This window comes from Mycobacteroides chelonae CCUG 47445 (assembly GCF_001632805.1).
GTDB classification, from domain to species: domain Bacteria; phylum Actinomycetota; class Actinomycetes; order Mycobacteriales; family Mycobacteriaceae; genus Mycobacterium; species Mycobacterium chelonae.
Map to the genome: position 1 here is coordinate 2133282 of NZ_CP007220.1, position 14048 is coordinate 2147329.

Consider the following 14048-nt stretch of genomic DNA (forward strand, 5'->3'; position numbering starts at 1 on the left):
CGCGCTCCGTATCCTGGTGTGGTGGCTACGGTTTTGACAGTGAACGTGGGCCAGCTGCGGTCGAATCCGGCAGGTGGACCAACGCGCACCGGTATCGACAAACATCCCACCGATTCGGTGATAGCCGTCTGCGCGCCGGGCGGCACGGTTGAGGGTGCGGGCAGCGGCCTGGTCGGTGACGCGATCGGAGATACGAGCGTGCACGGTGGCGACGACCAAGCCGTGTATGCATACGCCCGCGAGGACCTGGACTGGTGGCAGGGCACTCTCGGCCGAGAGCTGGCGAACGGCCAGTTCGGGGAGAACCTGACCACCCGCGAGATCGATGTGACCGGCGCGCTCATCGGTGAGCAGTGGCATATCGGTGACGGCGGGCTGGTGTTGGAAGTGTCCGCACCGCGCATACCGTGTCGGACCTTCGCGGCCTGGCTTGACCTGCGCGGGTGGGTTAAAACCTTTACGGCGCAAGCGATCCCCGGCGCGTACTTCCGGGTGATCTCACCCGGGATGGTGCGAAAGGGTGACGGCATCGCCGTCAAGAATCGTCCGGGGCACGATGTGACCGTGGGACTTGCGTTCCGCGCGCTGACACTCGAATCCGAGTTGCTTCCGCGGCTTCTCGATGCTCCCGCGTTGCCGGAGCACGTCAAGGAGACGGTCAGGCGTAGAAGCGGATCGGCGTAGCCCGTAACCTACCGCCGCTGCACCAGGACCGTCTGTGCGCTGGAGCCGATGTAGCCGCGGCGGTCGAATATTTCCGCGGTGGTCACGCCGACGCCGTCGGGTCCGACCGACATCCGGGCGCGGACGCCGAACTCGTCGCCTTGAGGAATGCGGTGGACGTGCATCACGGTGTCGGTGTTCATGTAGACGAACCGCAGGGGGTTGAGTACGGCGCCGATGCCGTTCGCGGAGTCGATGACCGACGCCAGTCGCTGCCATCCGGTGGTGGGCTCGGTGTCGACGATGTGCACATGTGGTCGCATCCAGGCAACTTGCGGCTCTCCCGCTGGCACCGAAAACCACTGAAAATCAACCGATTTCGAGTAGTTAGAGCCCTCGAAGCCGAAGGCCGGTGGTGTGGGGCCGGGTGGGTACTCGGGCAAGGGTGGGTATCGGTCGCTGGCTTTATCGGCGGTCACCGATGTCGCCAACAGCCACGCGCTGGCTCGCGCGACCACCCGGTAGCCGCCATTGGCGCAGGCTTCCATCTCTGCCACGGCAAGCGCGATGCGGCGACCCGGCCGTTCGATCCATGCCCGTACGCGCACCGGCTCCAGCGGAACCGGGCCGAGGATGTCGAGCGCGACGCGGCCGATCCGCAGGCTTTCGCGTGGCTCCGGCAGTTCCTCGATGGCCTTGAGCAGCAACGCCATCGGGGGAGAGCCGTGTTGCAGGTTCGGCCCCCATCCGCTGGCGGTCAACTCGGTGGACTCGAACACCTGGAACTCGCCGTCGGCGTCTAATCGCCGGTAGTAACAGCCCGTCAGGTCCAACGTCATGCGGCATCTCCCGGGATCGCGGTCGCGGAGGCTTCGGCATCTTCGATATCAGTATCGGAGACACCGTAATCGGAGGGCCAGCCCGGGTAGGGCGGCGGCGTGCCGCCGAATGCGGGGCACAGCGACTGATGGGCACACCAGTCGCATAACCGGGAGGGATTGGGCCGGAAGTCGCCGGTGAGGCCGAGGTTCTGAATCGCTCGCCAGATCGCCATCAGCGTCTTCTCGAACTTGAGCAGCTCTGCCTCGTCCGGTGTGTAGTCGAGAACCTCGCCATCGGATAGATACAGCAGCCGCAGCCGTCGCGGCACCACCCCGCGGATGCGGTACAACGCGACGGCGTAGAACTTCATCTGAAACAACGCCTTGGCTTCGAACAAGGCGCGCGGTGCGCGTCCGGTCTTGTAGTCGACCAGACGCATCGCGCCCCCGGGGGCGATGTCGATGCGATCGATGAATCCGCGCAGCATCGTGCCGTCGGACAGCTCGACCTCGACGCGCTCCTCGCAACTGTCGGGATCGAATCGGGTGGGATCTTCAAGCCGGTAATAGCCCGACAGCAGATCGCGTGCCTCGTCGAGGAAACTCGGAAGGCGCTCGGTCTCGACCACCGCCGCGAGTTCGGGGTTCGATTCCACGAGGCGTTCCCACGCGGGCTCCACCAGTCCGGCAGCGGTGGCGTACTCGCGATCGGCTGCGGGCCGGGCGTAGAGATCTTCCAGGGCGGCATGCACGAGGCTGCCCCGCACCTGGGCTGTCGATGGCGGTTCGGGGAGGCGGTCGATCGCGCGGAACCGGTACAGCAGCGGGCATTGCTTGAAGTCGCTGGCGCGTGAAGGGGACAGCGCGGGCCGACGCGGGGGCCGGTTCTGCGTGGTCTCCTTCATGGTTGGCAGCCTAGGCATCGGGTCCGACAGGTGCTGACGCCACGCCGGGCACAAAGCTGGTGAGCTCCGTTCAACACATGTCACAAGTCGTCCCCAAAATATCCGTACTCGAAGTAACGTCAACCTCTCATTGGCCATGGGGCGACGAAGCCCCACGCGAGAGGAATGCGCAGTGACGACGGCAAAGCATCGAAGCCCGCTGGACAGCCCGCAGATGAAGGACACCGGGCTCGCCGGTTCCGAACTCGCCGAGCGGTGGACCGCGCTGGCCGATGGACCCAGTCGGTACTCCCGGGTGTCCTTCACTCCCAATGTCTCGATACCTCTGTCCGACGGGACCGTGCTCAAGGCCCAGGTGTTCCGTCCGGCCAATGCCGACGGGACCCCGGTCAATGACCCGGTGCCGGTGCTCTTCAACCTCACCCCCTACAACAAATCCGTTACTCACCTGGCGGCATGGCTGCTGCGCGGCCTGCACCGATTCGGCATCACCGTGCCGGCCGCGCCGCCCAGGAATCCGCGCCTGTCGGAGCTCGCCGAGCTGGCGCGGGCGATTCCCGGTGGTGGCTTGACGACGTTCGGAGTGAACGACTCGCTGATCCGTAGTGGGTACGCCCAGGTGGTTGTCGACGTTCGCGGCACCGGTGCCTCGTCCGGTGACTGGGGAATGTTCAACGATCTCGAACAGCGGGACACCGCCGAGGTGGTGGCCTGGGCGCAGACCCAGCCGTGGTGCGACGGTTCGGTCGGCATGTACGGCATCTCGTACTGTTCGATCAACGCGCTGCAGGCCGCCGGCAACCGGGTGCCGGGTCTCAGTGCGGTATTCGCGGTCGAGCCGGTCAGTGACATCTCCCGCGACCTCATGAAAACCGGCGGGGCGCAGACATTCTTCCTGCCCGTTTGGATGCTTGCCGTTGCGTTGGGAAAGTGGTTACCGTCGCCATCGGACGTGGTGCGTGGCGGCGTCGGCATGGGCTGGCTCGCGGGGCGGTTGCGCGCACCGCTGAATCGTGTGGTGCGGTACATCTTCGAGGGCTTGCGTGGCTCGGGTGCGCTGATCGACAACGACGAGTATTTCCAGCAGATCAGTCCCCGGTTCGAGGACATCGAGATTCCGACGTTTGTCTATGGGGCGTGGGACGACATCTTCGGTCCGGCCGCCCTGCGTATCCATCGCCGAGCCGCAGTGGAGGGCGGTAGGTTTCAGGTCGTCATCAATGAGGGTTACCACGGGTCCCCGGGTTCACAGCTCGGCCGCGAAGGTGGACCGCCCCGGCTGGACGTCTTGCAGCGCGCGTGGTTTGACAAGTGGCTCAAGGGTATTGACAACGGAATGGAGAGCTACGGTCCACTCACGCTGCAACAGCAAAATGGCGGTTGGCACACCCTGGACGTCTATCCGCGGCCCGAAGCCGAGCCGCAACGATTCTATTTGGATGCCGAACCCTCAGGGGTAGGAGCTGGTTCGACGTTCGACGGGTCGTTGACGGGTGCTGTGCCGCTCAACAAGACCGAGCACCTCCTTCGCCGGCGGATGGGATTGCTGAAATCACCCACGACCTCCCGGCTGACGGCCGGTATCACCGCCGTGCTGGGTACGCCCGGGCTCAAGGACTCGCGCTACTTCGAGCGCGGCGCGCTCACCTTCACCAGCAGCCCCGCTGTGCGTCCGTGGGTGATCTCCGGGGCGCTGAACCTTCATCTGCACACCAAAGCGATAGGTACAGAGGCATTTTGGGTCGTATCGGTGACGGACGTGGCGCCCGACGGCTTCTCCCGGATGCTGGCCGAGGGCGCCCTGCTGGCATCGCGCCGCGGGGTGGATGAGGACAAGAGTCTGCGTACCGCGGACGGTGACTACCTATCGCCCTGGCATCCCACCGGTAAGGGATCGACCCTTCGGGTGCAACCCGGCGTGCCAACAACTCTCGACATCGATCTCACCGAGGTAGATGCGGTGATCGCAGCGGGGCACCGGCTGCGGGTCGTCATCGCGGCGGCCAGTCTGCCGAGATACATACCGTCCATTCCGGAGCTGTGGGCGAGCCGCCACGGGCAGGCGCTGCTCCTGGACCCCGGCCAGCCGAGTTATCTGGTGGCACCCGTGATTCTCGATACCGGGGCCGGGGCCGCGTAGTCCTCGCCAGTTCACCAACTTCTCATCTACTTTTTCTGTAACTTACGGTACCGTAGGTTACGGATCCCGGTAGGCCTAATAGAGAGGTGGACGAGATGGTGACCGGACTGCAAACACGATTACTGACCGAGCTGGAGCCCGTTGTCGAGGCGAATCTCGAGCGGCACCTGAGCGCCGCGCGGCCATGGGCCCCACATGATTACGTGCCCTGGAGCAGGGGCCGGGACTTCGCATTTCTGGGCGGAGAGGACTGGAAACCGGAGGATAGCCCGCTCGATCCGATCGCCCAGGCGGCGTTGATCGTCAATTTGCTGACCGAGGACAACCTGCCGTCATATCACCGTGAGATCGCCACGAGATTCGGGCGAGACGGCGCATGGGGAACCTGGGTGGGCCAGTGGACGGCGGAGGAAGGGCGGCACAGCATCGCACTTCGCGACTATCTGGTGGTCACCCGTGGTGTCGACCCGAGCAACCTCGAAGCAATGCGCATGGCGCACACCATCGCCGGTTACGACTCAGGGGACAAGACGCCCTTGGAGGCGCTGGCTTACGTCTCGTTCCAGGAGCTGGCCACGCGGATATCTCACCGCAACACGGGCAAGGCCTCGGGCTGCCCCATCGCCGATCAGCTGCTGGCGCGCGTCGCGCTGGACGAGAACCTGCACATGGTCTTCTATCGCAATCTCATGTCGGCGGCACTCGATATCGAACCCGACGCCGCGATGCAGGCAATCTGCAAGGAAATCGTCGGTTTCGCGATGCCGGGTATGGGGATGGCGGGATTCGCGCAGAACGCGATAGCCATCGCGAAAGCGGGGATCTACGACCTGCGCATCCATCACGACGAGGTTCTGCAACCCATCCTGAGGTTCTGGCGGGTTTTCGAACGCTCCGATATCGGAGCCGAGGGGGAGCAGGCCCGCGACACTCTCGTGAAATTCCTTGCCGCCGTAGATGAGCGCGCAAAGTACTACGAGGAGAAGGCGGCGATCCGCGCCGCGGCGCGGGTGTAGGTAATCGCCGGCGCCTCCCGGTTACCGGGAGGCGCTGTTGCCCGCCCTGCGGGCGGATCGCTGTCCCTGGCCTTGACGCCCCTGACCTTGACCCTGGCCCTGACGGCCTTGGCCCTGTCCGCCGCGCCGTGGCGCACGTGCCGGACGTCCGTCGGCGCCGCCGCGGGGTCGGTGCGACCGCTGGCCGTTCGCGGTGGCGGAGCCGTTGGCCTTCTGTGCGGGAGCGGGTTTCACATACGGAGCCACCTCGCCCACCAAGGTCTTGACCTCATCGGAATGGGCCGTCACCTGCTGGGGCGTGGCGGTGATGGCGGCCTTGCGCAGCAGCTGTGTGACATCGCGGCGCTGCTCGGGCAGTACCACCGTGACCACGTCGCCGGTGCCGCCGGCACGCGCGGTGCGGCCTGAACGGTGCAGGTACGCTTTGTGCTCGGCAGGAGGGTCGACGTGGACGACGAGGGCGACATCGTCGACGTGCACCCCACGGGCAGCGACATCCGTTGCCACCAGCACCCGTGCTTCGCCGTTCGCGAAGGCGGCCAGGTTACGGTCGCGTGCGCCCTGAGAGAGGTTGCCGTGCAAGTCAACTGACGGGATACCCGACTGGTTGAGCTGATGTGCGAGCCGCTTGGCGTGGTGCTTGGTGCGCATGAATAGGATGCGCCGTCCGGTGCCGGAGGCCAGCGTGTTCACAAGTTCACGCTTGGCGTCGGGGCCGCTGACCGTGAACACATGGTGTGTCATCGCGGCCACCGGTGAATCGACGGGATCAACCGAATGCTCGGAGGGGGAGTGCAGGAATCGCTTGACCAACTTGTCGACATCGTTATCCAAGGTGGCCGAGAACAGCAGGCGCTGACCGGAACTCGGGGTCGCGGCGAGCAGCCGCGTGACGACGGGCAGGAATCCGAGATCTGCCATGTGGTCGGCCTCGTCCAGAACGCTGATCTCAACGCCGTCCAGAGTCAGGTGGCGCTGCTTGAGTAGGTCATCGAGCCGACCAGGGCAGGCGACCACGATGTCGACGCCGGCCTTGAGCGCCTGAACCTGACGGTGCTGCGAGACACCGCCGAAGATGGTGGTGACCTTCATGCGGTAGGCGGTCGCCAGCGGCTCGATGACTGCGCTGATCTGGGTCGCCAGCTCGCGAGTCGGAGCGAGCACGAGTGCCCGCGGGCGGCCCGGCACTCGGGTGCCTTCGGCGATGCGTGCGACGACGGGGATGGAGAACGCGAGGGTCTTGCCGCTGCCAGTCTTGCCGCGGGCCAGCACATCACGACCGGCGAGTGTGTCCGGCAGGGTGGCGGCCTGGATCGGGAACGGGGCGTCGATGCCGCCCTGCTGCAGAGCGCGGACCAGTACTGCGGGCACGCCGAGTGACGCGAATGTGGTTGAAGACATGAGAAGTGACGCCTTTCGAGGCTTCGAGATGGCGAGATTGCCAATGGGCAACATCGATCGCCGTGAGAAAAGCCTGAAATCAGCGGACTGGCTGACGAAAGAATGATCTACGACGCAGGCGCACGGTGGCGCTTATCCATGACAGTACGTGCCTTTGGCCTCTAGAGCTAAATCGTGTGTGCCGAAACACATTGGTGGGTGACCCCGTTTTACCTGCAAGGCCTGCCCAGTTCGCGGTGCGCGATACGCACCTGGCAAGGTGAGCGCATGACTCGGACCGGGCCCTTTGTCGTGGGCGATCGTGTGCAACTGACCGACCCCAAGGGGCGGCACTACACGATGGTGCTCGAGCCGGGCAAGGAGTTCCACACCCATCGCGGCGCCATCACACATGACACGGTGATCGGCATCCCCGAGGGCAGCGTGGTGAAGTCGACCAACGGTGACCAGTTTCTGGTGCTGCGTCCTTTGCTGATCGACTACGTGTTGTCGATGCCGCGTGGTGCGCAGGTGATCTACCCGAAGGACGCCGCGCAGATCGTTCATGACGGCGACATCTTCCCGGGCGCGCGGGTTCTGGAGGCCGGTGTGGGCTCGGGCGCGCTCACCTGCTCGCTGCTGCGCGCGGTGGGACCCGAGGGGACGGTGATCTCTTACGAGATTCGTGAGGATCATGCCGAACATGCTGTGCGAAACGTCACAGCATTTTTCGGGGAGCAACCCGACAACTGGGAGCTGGTGATCGGTGATCTCGCCGAGCGGGCTGCCGATGCCGGTGGGGTGGACCGGGTGGTTCTGGACATGCTGGCGCCTTGGGAGACTTTGCCCGCGGTGGCCGAATCGCTGGTTCCCGGTGGCGTGCTCATCGTTTACGTCGCGACCGTCACGCAACTGTCGCGCGTGGTCGAGGCGCTGCGGGAACAGCAATGCTGGACCGAACCGCGGTCCTGGGAGTCGATGCAGCGCGGCTGGAACGTTGTCGGGCTGGCGGTGCGTCCGGAGCACAGCATGCGCGGGCATACCGCGTTCCTGGTCAGTGCGCGTCGTCTGGCACCGGGCACCATCACTCCGACACCGCTGCGGCGTAAGCGCCTACCGAGCTAGCGCTGTCGCTGTGGGCGCTACGGGGTAGGCGCCGGGGCCGGTGTCTCGGGTGCGGGTGCACCGGCGGGAGGCGCCTCGTGCGGTGTGGCAGTACCCGCGAGCGATGTCCCGGTCTTGAGCAAGAGGTCGGAGGTTCGCTTGGACAGCTTCCAGCCCTCACCCTCGGGCGAGAACGACATCGGTACCGCGAACCCACCCATCTTCGGGCTGGGGCTGTTGATGGTGACGACGGCTTCGACGTCACCCTGGGTTTCCGTAGACCACTTGGGGTCCTTGACGGTGAACGACAACGGAGAGAACCCGGCGTCGCCGATCGCCTTGGTGAACTTGTCCAGCTGCTCGGGAGTGGCACCCTGCACGGCGGTGATCTTCTCGGCGCCCGGCAGGTTCGGGTCGGCGAGGCGGTTGAGGACATCGGTCAGCACTGCCGGATCCGGCAGCGGATGGTTCGGGACAGCGGCGGCGGCCGTCGAGGATGCGGGCTGTGTCGCCGAAGCGCTGGTGGGGGCGGCCTTATCGTGTGAGCTGCTGCAGGCGGTCAGGGCGAGAACGGCTGCACCGGCGGCGACGGCGAGTTGAAAGTGACGGGCCATGATCCTGGTGACTCCATTCGGCATATCGGCTAAGTCATTCAGCCAAGTGCGGTGACGATATCGGCGTGCGAGGTCGTGGTGATCATCCAGCCCTCCTCGTACACGTCTACCTTCCAGACTTACCCGATGCCGCCTGGATCAGCGAAACCGCCGAGGCCTTGCTGATCTTCCAGCCGTCCTGGTTCACGAAGTTGATCTTCGTCGTGTACGCCTGCGTCTTGGGCCCGGTGATCGTGACCGCCGCAGCGGCCACACCCGGTCCGGTGGATTTGATGTCGGACACAGTGAAAGCCAGTGGCAGGAACCCGTCGCGGTTGGCGCTCTTGAAGGCACGATCGGCGTAAATCGCCTCACCCGCACCGATGCCGCCCTCCACTAGGCCGCCCTTGGCGAGGGCCGACACGCCCGGATCTGCGAGTGAATACAGCAAACCGCTCAACTCATCGGATGTGGGTGCCGCGTCGGCGGGCTCGGAGGGCACGTCCATCGGGACGTCCCAGGACGCAGGGGTAATGTCCGTGGACATGGTGGTCGTTGCTGTCGGGCCAGCGGAGCTGGCTGTCGGCTCGCTCATTGGCACTGCCACGCCAACCGCTGCCGCCGCGAGTAAACCCAGCATGGCGACCCCTGGCATACCGGTTCGTGAGCTCACGGTTGTCCTTCCGATCGACCTGAATGTGACGAACGCTAACAGCGTAGACGTCCCAGGCAACGGGTAGACCCCGCACGGGCGGCCAATCGCCGGTAGCGTTGAAGCATCCACCGCACCAATTCTCGGTGTGGGAAAGGAGGACATCATGAGTGAGTCGGAGCGTTCAGAGGCGTTCGGCACACCGGATGCCGCCGAACTGGAACGGCTACGTCGAGAGGTTGCGGCCCTTCGCCAGGAGCTGGAAGGCAGCGCGGCCCACGGATCTGGTGACACCGGTCGTCTGCGCGACCTGAACCAGCTTGAGGCTCGTATCGACTCCCTGAACGCGCGCAACGCCAAGCTGATGGACACCCTCAAAGAGGCCCGCCAGCAGCTCCTGGCGCTGCGTGAGGAGGTCGACCGGCTGGGCCAGCCGCCGAGCGGTTACGGCGTGTTGCTGGCCGTGCAGGCCGACGACACGGTGGACGTATTCACCTCCGGCCGCAAGATGCGGGTGACCTGCTCTCCCAACATCGAGACCGCCGAGCTGCGGCGAGGGCAGACCGTGCGCCTCAACGAGGCGCTCACGGTTGTCGAGGCCGGCAACTTCGAATCGGTCGGTGAGATCAGCACGTTGCGGGAGCTGTTGGACGACGGTCACCGCGCGCTCGTGGTGGGGCATGCCGACGAGGAACGCATCGTCTGGCTGGCCGATCCGCTGATCGCGCCCGATCTCTCCGAGGTGTCCGAGGATGCCGACGGAGCGGATCTGAAGCCCCGGAAGCTGCGGCCCGGCGATTCGTTGCTGGTTGATACCAAGGCCGGATACGCCTTCGAGCGGATTCCGAAGGCCGAGGTCGAGGATCTGGTGCTCGAAGAGGTCCCCGATGTCAGCTACAGCGACATCGGTGGCCTGACGCGGCAGATCGAGCAGATCCGCGACGCGGTGGAGCTGCCGTTCCTGCACAAGGACCTCTATCGGGAGTACGCCCTGCGCCCACCCAAGGGTGTGTTGCTGTACGGGCCCCCCGGATGCGGAAAGACACTCATCGCCAAGGCCGTCGCCAACTCGCTGGCCAAGAAGATGGCAGAGCTGCGCGGCGATGACTCGCGCGAGGCTAAGTCCTACTTCTTGAACATCAAGGGCCCGGAGCTGCTCAACAAGTTCGTCGGCGAGACCGAGCGGCATATCCGCCTGATCTTCCAGCGGGCTCGTGAAAAGGCTTCGGACGGTACGCCGGTCATCGTTTTCTTCGATGAGATGGACTCGATCTTCCGTACTCGTGGTACCGGCGTCAGCTCCGACGTCGAGACCACCGTCGTGCCGCAGCTGCTTTCGGAGATCGACGGCGTCGAGGGCCTGGAGAACGTCATCGTCATCGGCGCCTCCAACCGCGAGGACATGATCGACCCGGCGATCCTGCGGCCCGGCCGCCTGGACGTCAAGATCAAGATCGAGCGCCCGGATGCCGAGTCGGCGCAAGACATCTTCTCCAAGTACCTCACCGACAAATTGCCGGTGAACACCGACGATCTGGCGGAGTTCGGCGGCGATCGCGGGCTGACCATCAAGGCCATGATCGAGAAGGTTGTGGATCGGATGTACGCCGAGATCGACGACAACCGTTTCCTGGAGGTCACCTATGCCAACGGTGACAAGGAAGTCATGTACTTCAAGGACTTCAACTCCGGCGCCATGATCCAGAACGTCGTGGACCGCGCGAAGAAGAATGCCATCAAGGCGGTGCTGGAGACCGGTCAGAAGGGTCTGCGTATTCAGCATCTGCTCGACTCGATCGTCGACGAGTTCGCCGAGAACGAAGACCTGCCCAACACCACCAATCCGGATGACTGGGCACGGATCTCGGGTAAGAAGGGCGAGCGCATCGTGTACATCCGCACGCTGGTCACCGGTAAGAGCTCCAGCGCCAGCCGCGCCATCGACACCGAATCGAGCCTCGGCCAGTACCTTTAAGCACCGTGCTCACCGGCGGCGGGCTGTGACCACTGTGGTCCAGTCGCCGGGTGCAAGTCTCCGTGTGCCGGCGGGATCGTAGCGGCGCAGCAGCTCGGGTATCCGCAGCTGCTCGGTGGTCTGAAAGCCTTGGCGCGCAAGCAGTTCATCGGCCTGCGCCGCCGTCATGCCCGTGCGGTACGGCTCGCCGCGCCGGGAGACGGATCGCGATCCGCGCCGGACCTCGGGACGACGACTGTCCGGGTCGACGATATCGGGATCACCGTAATCCAAGACGAGCCTGCTTCCCGATGCGCAGAGTCTCGCCAGTTGTGCCAGGGTCGACTCGAGGGCAGTCTCGGTGAGGTAGTAGGTCACGCCGAGCCACACCACGAGTGAGGTTGCGGCTGTATCGAATCCGGCGTCAAGCAGACGCGCCGTCAGGTCATCGCGCTCGAAATCGCACGGGACCCAGACCAGCCGCGACTCATCACCGCGGTGTTCGGCGATGAGATGTTGCTTCGCCTGCTGGGTGGTGGGTGCGTCGACCTCGAAAACGGTGACGGGTAGGGAACCGAGCTGTTGACTTGAGGTGTCGAAGCCCGCCCCCAGCATCACCACCTGGCTGATGCCAGACTGCCCGGCGGACCGCACTTCGTCGTCGGATATCCGGCGGCGCAGCACGATGAGGGCATGCAGGCCCGCGCACCATCGATCCACCAGACGCAGGCTCCACCTGGCCACGGTGGGAGATGCCAGCGCCGCACGCAACAGCGGATGGGTCACGAACCATCCGGACTGTGGATCGTTCAGCAGGCCATCGCGCTGCATCGACTCGGCGGTGCGCTGCCACGCGTTGAACTGTGCGGTCAGACTTGCGGTTTGGTCGAGCCGACGTCGAGGCATATCGCGAGGATAGAAAAGTCCGGTGGGCTCGTGAGGGGCATTGGCATCATCTGGCAGTGCGTGGCAGGCGGAGGCGGTGCTGGTCAGTGCGGTTTTCCTAGCATGGCCAGTACAGCCCGAGGAGGTATCCGTGAAAACCATGAAACCCCGAGAAATGCTTTCCGCCGAGCGCACCAGCCTGGCCGAGTTCCTGCACACGTTGACCGAAGACGATTGGTTGGCGCCGTCACTGTGCGCAGGCTGGCGGGTCCGCGACGTCGTGGCACACGCCGCCGTCGACGCGGTATCGCTTGGTGTCTATCTGGGGACCGCGCTACGGAACCCTTCTATCGACAAGCTCAACGATGCACTGGTGGAGCGCACCGGTCACCTGTCGAATCAAGAGCTGTTGCGCCATTTCGAGTCGGCGGTGCGGCCCGGAGCGTTCGGCAAGATGGCGCCCGCGGCACTTCATACCGACGCCATGGTGCACCACCAGGACATTCGGCGGCCACTGGGTAGGCCGCGTGCCATTCCCGAGGACCGGCTGGTCTTTGCGTTGGATCACCCCGACTTTGGCGCCCACCCGAAGCGGTATACGAAGGGGTTACGGTTCGTGGCCAGCGATGTGGATTGGGCGAAAGGCAATGGCCCGCACGTGTGCGGCACCGGGGAGGCGCTGGTGCTGGCGATGGCGGGGCGGCCGGCGGTGCTCGGTGAGCTGGAAGGTGACGGTGTGCCGACGCTGGCAGCACGGATGCGCTGAGGTCAGATCCGTTGCGAGGCGGATAGATACACGTCGCGCCCGGCGAGGCTGACCGCCACATCGGCGATCAATGGTTCGAAAAAGCGTGTCCGGTACTGCGGATCGATGCTGCTGTTGACGGTGAAGTACAGCCCCGACAGCACCGCGACCAACAGCGACATATGAATCAGGGTCTGTGGCACGCCTATCCGAATCCCGTACCAGGTGCCCGAACATGGCGGCGCTGCTCCCGACGGGCATGCGGGCTCGTTGGACCACAATGCCATCACGTCGTGCGGCACGGCCACGATGCCCAGCAACATGAAGAACGCGAACACCCCGGTGGTAAAGAACACCACCTGGATCGCCTGCGAAACCACCATCACCAGCAGCACATTCAGCCGTTCGGGCCAGCGCAGTGCGGGCCGCGGCGGTTCCGGACCGTCGGTTCCGGTCAGGTCGGCCAGTGGGGTGCCGGCCAGCAGCGCGGCGGACGCGGGACGCTCGGTCCGGTTCTCGCGCAGATTGTTCAACTCATCGCGCACGGTGGCGACCATGAACACAGTGGCGGTGAAGGCCAGGAAGCCGATTGTCTGCCAGAGTCTTTCGCGGGTGATCCGGGCCGACAACTGCCAGAGCTCTCCGGTGAAGAACACCACCACGGTCAGCATGAGCAGTGGTAGCGCGCGGGACATGAGCGTGCCCAGTGCGCCGAACTGCGTGGATGCGTACCGCAGGGCCCACAGACCGATCGACCCGGCACCCAGGTAGGTCAACCAGATGAGCACCAACGCGGCCAGTAGGAAGGCGGGCATCTTCGCGGCGGCCTCCGGCCACGAACCGGTGTCGGTGGCCGGGAGTGCGATCACGAAGATCGCGATGACGAGCCATGACAGGGCGCGGCGCACTACGTCGGCGCGGACGGTTCCGATACGTTGCAGCGCGGTGAGCACCAGCGGTTGCGCCGCCATGAGCAGCGCCACCACCCCGAGCAGGATCATCAGCACAATCGAGCGGGTGTCGTTGTCGGTAGAGATCAGCTCGTAGAGCGCCACCCCCGCACCGGCGACTCCGATCATGGGCGCGGCCCGGTCGATCAGCTCCCGTGCGCGCACGCGACGATCCAGCACGACGGGTAGTCCACGGGACAGGAACCATTCGTGAATGTCGTCGAGATTGCGCACCTGATC

General features: G+C 65.0%; 13 protein-coding genes. 6 read left to right on the top strand and 7 right to left on the bottom strand.

What is annotated here, in order from left to right; genetic code table 11:
* The first annotated feature begins 21 nt into the window (after window positions 1-21).
* Window positions 22-684, top strand: coding sequence for an MOSC domain-containing protein (locus BB28_RS10555; protein ID WP_046255732.1), 663 nt, complete (start codon window positions 22-24; stop codon window positions 682-684).
* An 8-nt stretch (window positions 685-692) separates the two neighbouring features.
* Here the strand turns inward: BB28_RS10555 and BB28_RS10560 are convergent, their stop codons facing one another.
* Window positions 693-1502 (bottom strand): thioesterase family protein, encoded by an 810-nt coding sequence (locus BB28_RS10560; RefSeq protein WP_046253481.1) that lies wholly within the window; start codon window positions 1500-1502, stop codon window positions 693-695.
* Window positions 1499-2389 carry a RecB family exonuclease gene (locus BB28_RS10565; RefSeq protein WP_046253482.1) on the bottom strand — a complete coding sequence of 297 codons (891 nt, stop codon included), beginning with the start codon at window positions 2387-2389 and terminating at the stop codon, window positions 1499-1501. Before BB28_RS10565 ends, BB28_RS10560 begins: the two co-directional genes overlap by 4 nt.
* A 172-nt stretch (window positions 2390-2561) precedes the next feature.
* Between BB28_RS10565 and BB28_RS10570 the strand changes: the two genes are divergently transcribed.
* On the top strand, window positions 2562-4529 hold the full coding sequence (locus BB28_RS10570) for a CocE/NonD family hydrolase (protein ID WP_046253483.1): 1968 nt from the start codon (window positions 2562-2564) through the stop codon (window positions 4527-4529).
* Window positions 4530-4624: 95 nt separating this feature from the next.
* Window positions 4625-5545, top strand: coding sequence for an acyl-ACP desaturase (locus BB28_RS10575; protein ID WP_030095596.1), 921 nt, complete (start codon window positions 4625-4627; stop codon window positions 5543-5545).
* A gap of 21 nt (window positions 5546-5566) precedes the next feature.
* On the opposite strand, the gene BB28_RS10580 is transcribed toward BB28_RS10575, so the two are convergent.
* Window positions 5567-6916: a DEAD/DEAH box helicase gene (locus tag BB28_RS10580; RefSeq protein ID WP_046255733.1), complete on the bottom strand. Its 1350-nt coding sequence runs from the start codon at window positions 6914-6916 to the stop codon at window positions 5567-5569.
* Window positions 6917-7213: 297 nt separating this feature from the next.
* On the opposite strand from BB28_RS10580, the gene BB28_RS10585 reads away from it, so the two are divergent.
* On the top strand, window positions 7214-8050 hold the full coding sequence (locus BB28_RS10585; RefSeq protein WP_030095598.1) for a tRNA (adenine-N1)-methyltransferase: 837 nt from the start codon (window positions 7214-7216) through the stop codon (window positions 8048-8050).
* A 17-nt stretch (window positions 8051-8067) separates the two neighbouring features.
* Here the strand turns inward: BB28_RS10585 and lppK are convergent, their stop codons facing one another.
* Window positions 8068-8643, bottom strand: a complete 576-nt coding sequence (gene lppK / locus BB28_RS10590; protein WP_046255734.1) for a lipoprotein LppK — start codon at window positions 8641-8643, stop codon at window positions 8068-8070.
* A gap of 106 nt (window positions 8644-8749) precedes the next feature.
* Entirely contained in the window at window positions 8750-9295 is a 546-nt protein-coding gene (locus tag BB28_RS10595; RefSeq protein WP_225422022.1) for an MTB12 family secreted protein, read from the bottom strand.
* Between the two features lie 145 nt (window positions 9296-9440).
* On the opposite strand from BB28_RS10595, the gene arc reads away from it, so the two are divergent.
* Window positions 9441-11249: a proteasome ATPase gene (gene arc / locus BB28_RS10600; RefSeq protein ID WP_046255735.1), complete on the top strand. Its 1809-nt coding sequence runs from the start codon at window positions 9441-9443 to the stop codon at window positions 11247-11249.
* A 9-nt stretch (window positions 11250-11258) separates the two neighbouring features.
* Here arc and BB28_RS10605 read toward each other — a convergent pair whose 3' ends face one another.
* Window positions 11259-12134 carry a class I SAM-dependent methyltransferase gene (locus tag BB28_RS10605; protein WP_046253485.1) on the bottom strand — a complete coding sequence of 292 codons (876 nt, stop codon included), beginning with the start codon at window positions 12132-12134 and terminating at the stop codon, window positions 11259-11261.
* A 139-nt stretch (window positions 12135-12273) separates the two neighbouring features.
* On the opposite strand from BB28_RS10605, the gene BB28_RS10610 reads away from it, so the two are divergent.
* Window positions 12274-12879, top strand: a complete 606-nt coding sequence (locus tag BB28_RS10610; protein ID WP_046255736.1) for a maleylpyruvate isomerase family mycothiol-dependent enzyme — start codon at window positions 12274-12276, stop codon at window positions 12877-12879.
* Window positions 12880-12881: 2 nt separating this feature from the next.
* Here BB28_RS10610 and BB28_RS10615 read toward each other — a convergent pair whose 3' ends face one another.
* Window positions 12882-14042, bottom strand: coding sequence for a hypothetical protein (locus tag BB28_RS10615; protein ID WP_046253486.1), 1161 nt, complete (start codon window positions 14040-14042; stop codon window positions 12882-12884).
* Window positions 14043-14048 lie beyond the last annotated feature (6 nt).

Bases quoted from the DNA above. Each gene is read 5' to 3' on its own strand.
- BB28_RS10560 (WP_046253481.1), bottom strand. From the start codon at position 1,502: ATGACGTTGGACCTGACGGGCTGTTACTACCGGCGATTAGACGCCGAC.
- arc (WP_046255735.1), top strand. From the start codon at position 9,441: ATGAGTGAGTCGGAGCGTTCAGAGGCGTTCGGCACACCGGATGCCGCC.
- lppK (WP_046255734.1), bottom strand. From the start codon at position 8,643: ATGGCCCGTCACTTTCAACTCGCCGTCGCCGCCGGTGCAGCCGTTCTC.
- BB28_RS10565 (WP_046253482.1), bottom strand. From the start codon at position 2,389: ATGAAGGAGACCACGCAGAACCGGCCCCCGCGTCGGCCCGCGCTGTCC.
- BB28_RS10585 (WP_030095598.1), top strand. From the start codon at position 7,214: ATGACTCGGACCGGGCCCTTTGTCGTGGGCGATCGTGTGCAACTGACC.
- BB28_RS10575 (WP_030095596.1), top strand. From the start codon at position 4,625: ATGGTGACCGGACTGCAAACACGATTACTGACCGAGCTGGAGCCCGTT.
- BB28_RS10610 (WP_046255736.1), top strand. From the start codon at position 12,274: ATGAAACCCCGAGAAATGCTTTCCGCCGAGCGCACCAGCCTGGCCGAG.
- BB28_RS10605 (WP_046253485.1), bottom strand. From the start codon at position 12,134: ATGCCTCGACGTCGGCTCGACCAAACCGCAAGTCTGACCGCACAGTTC.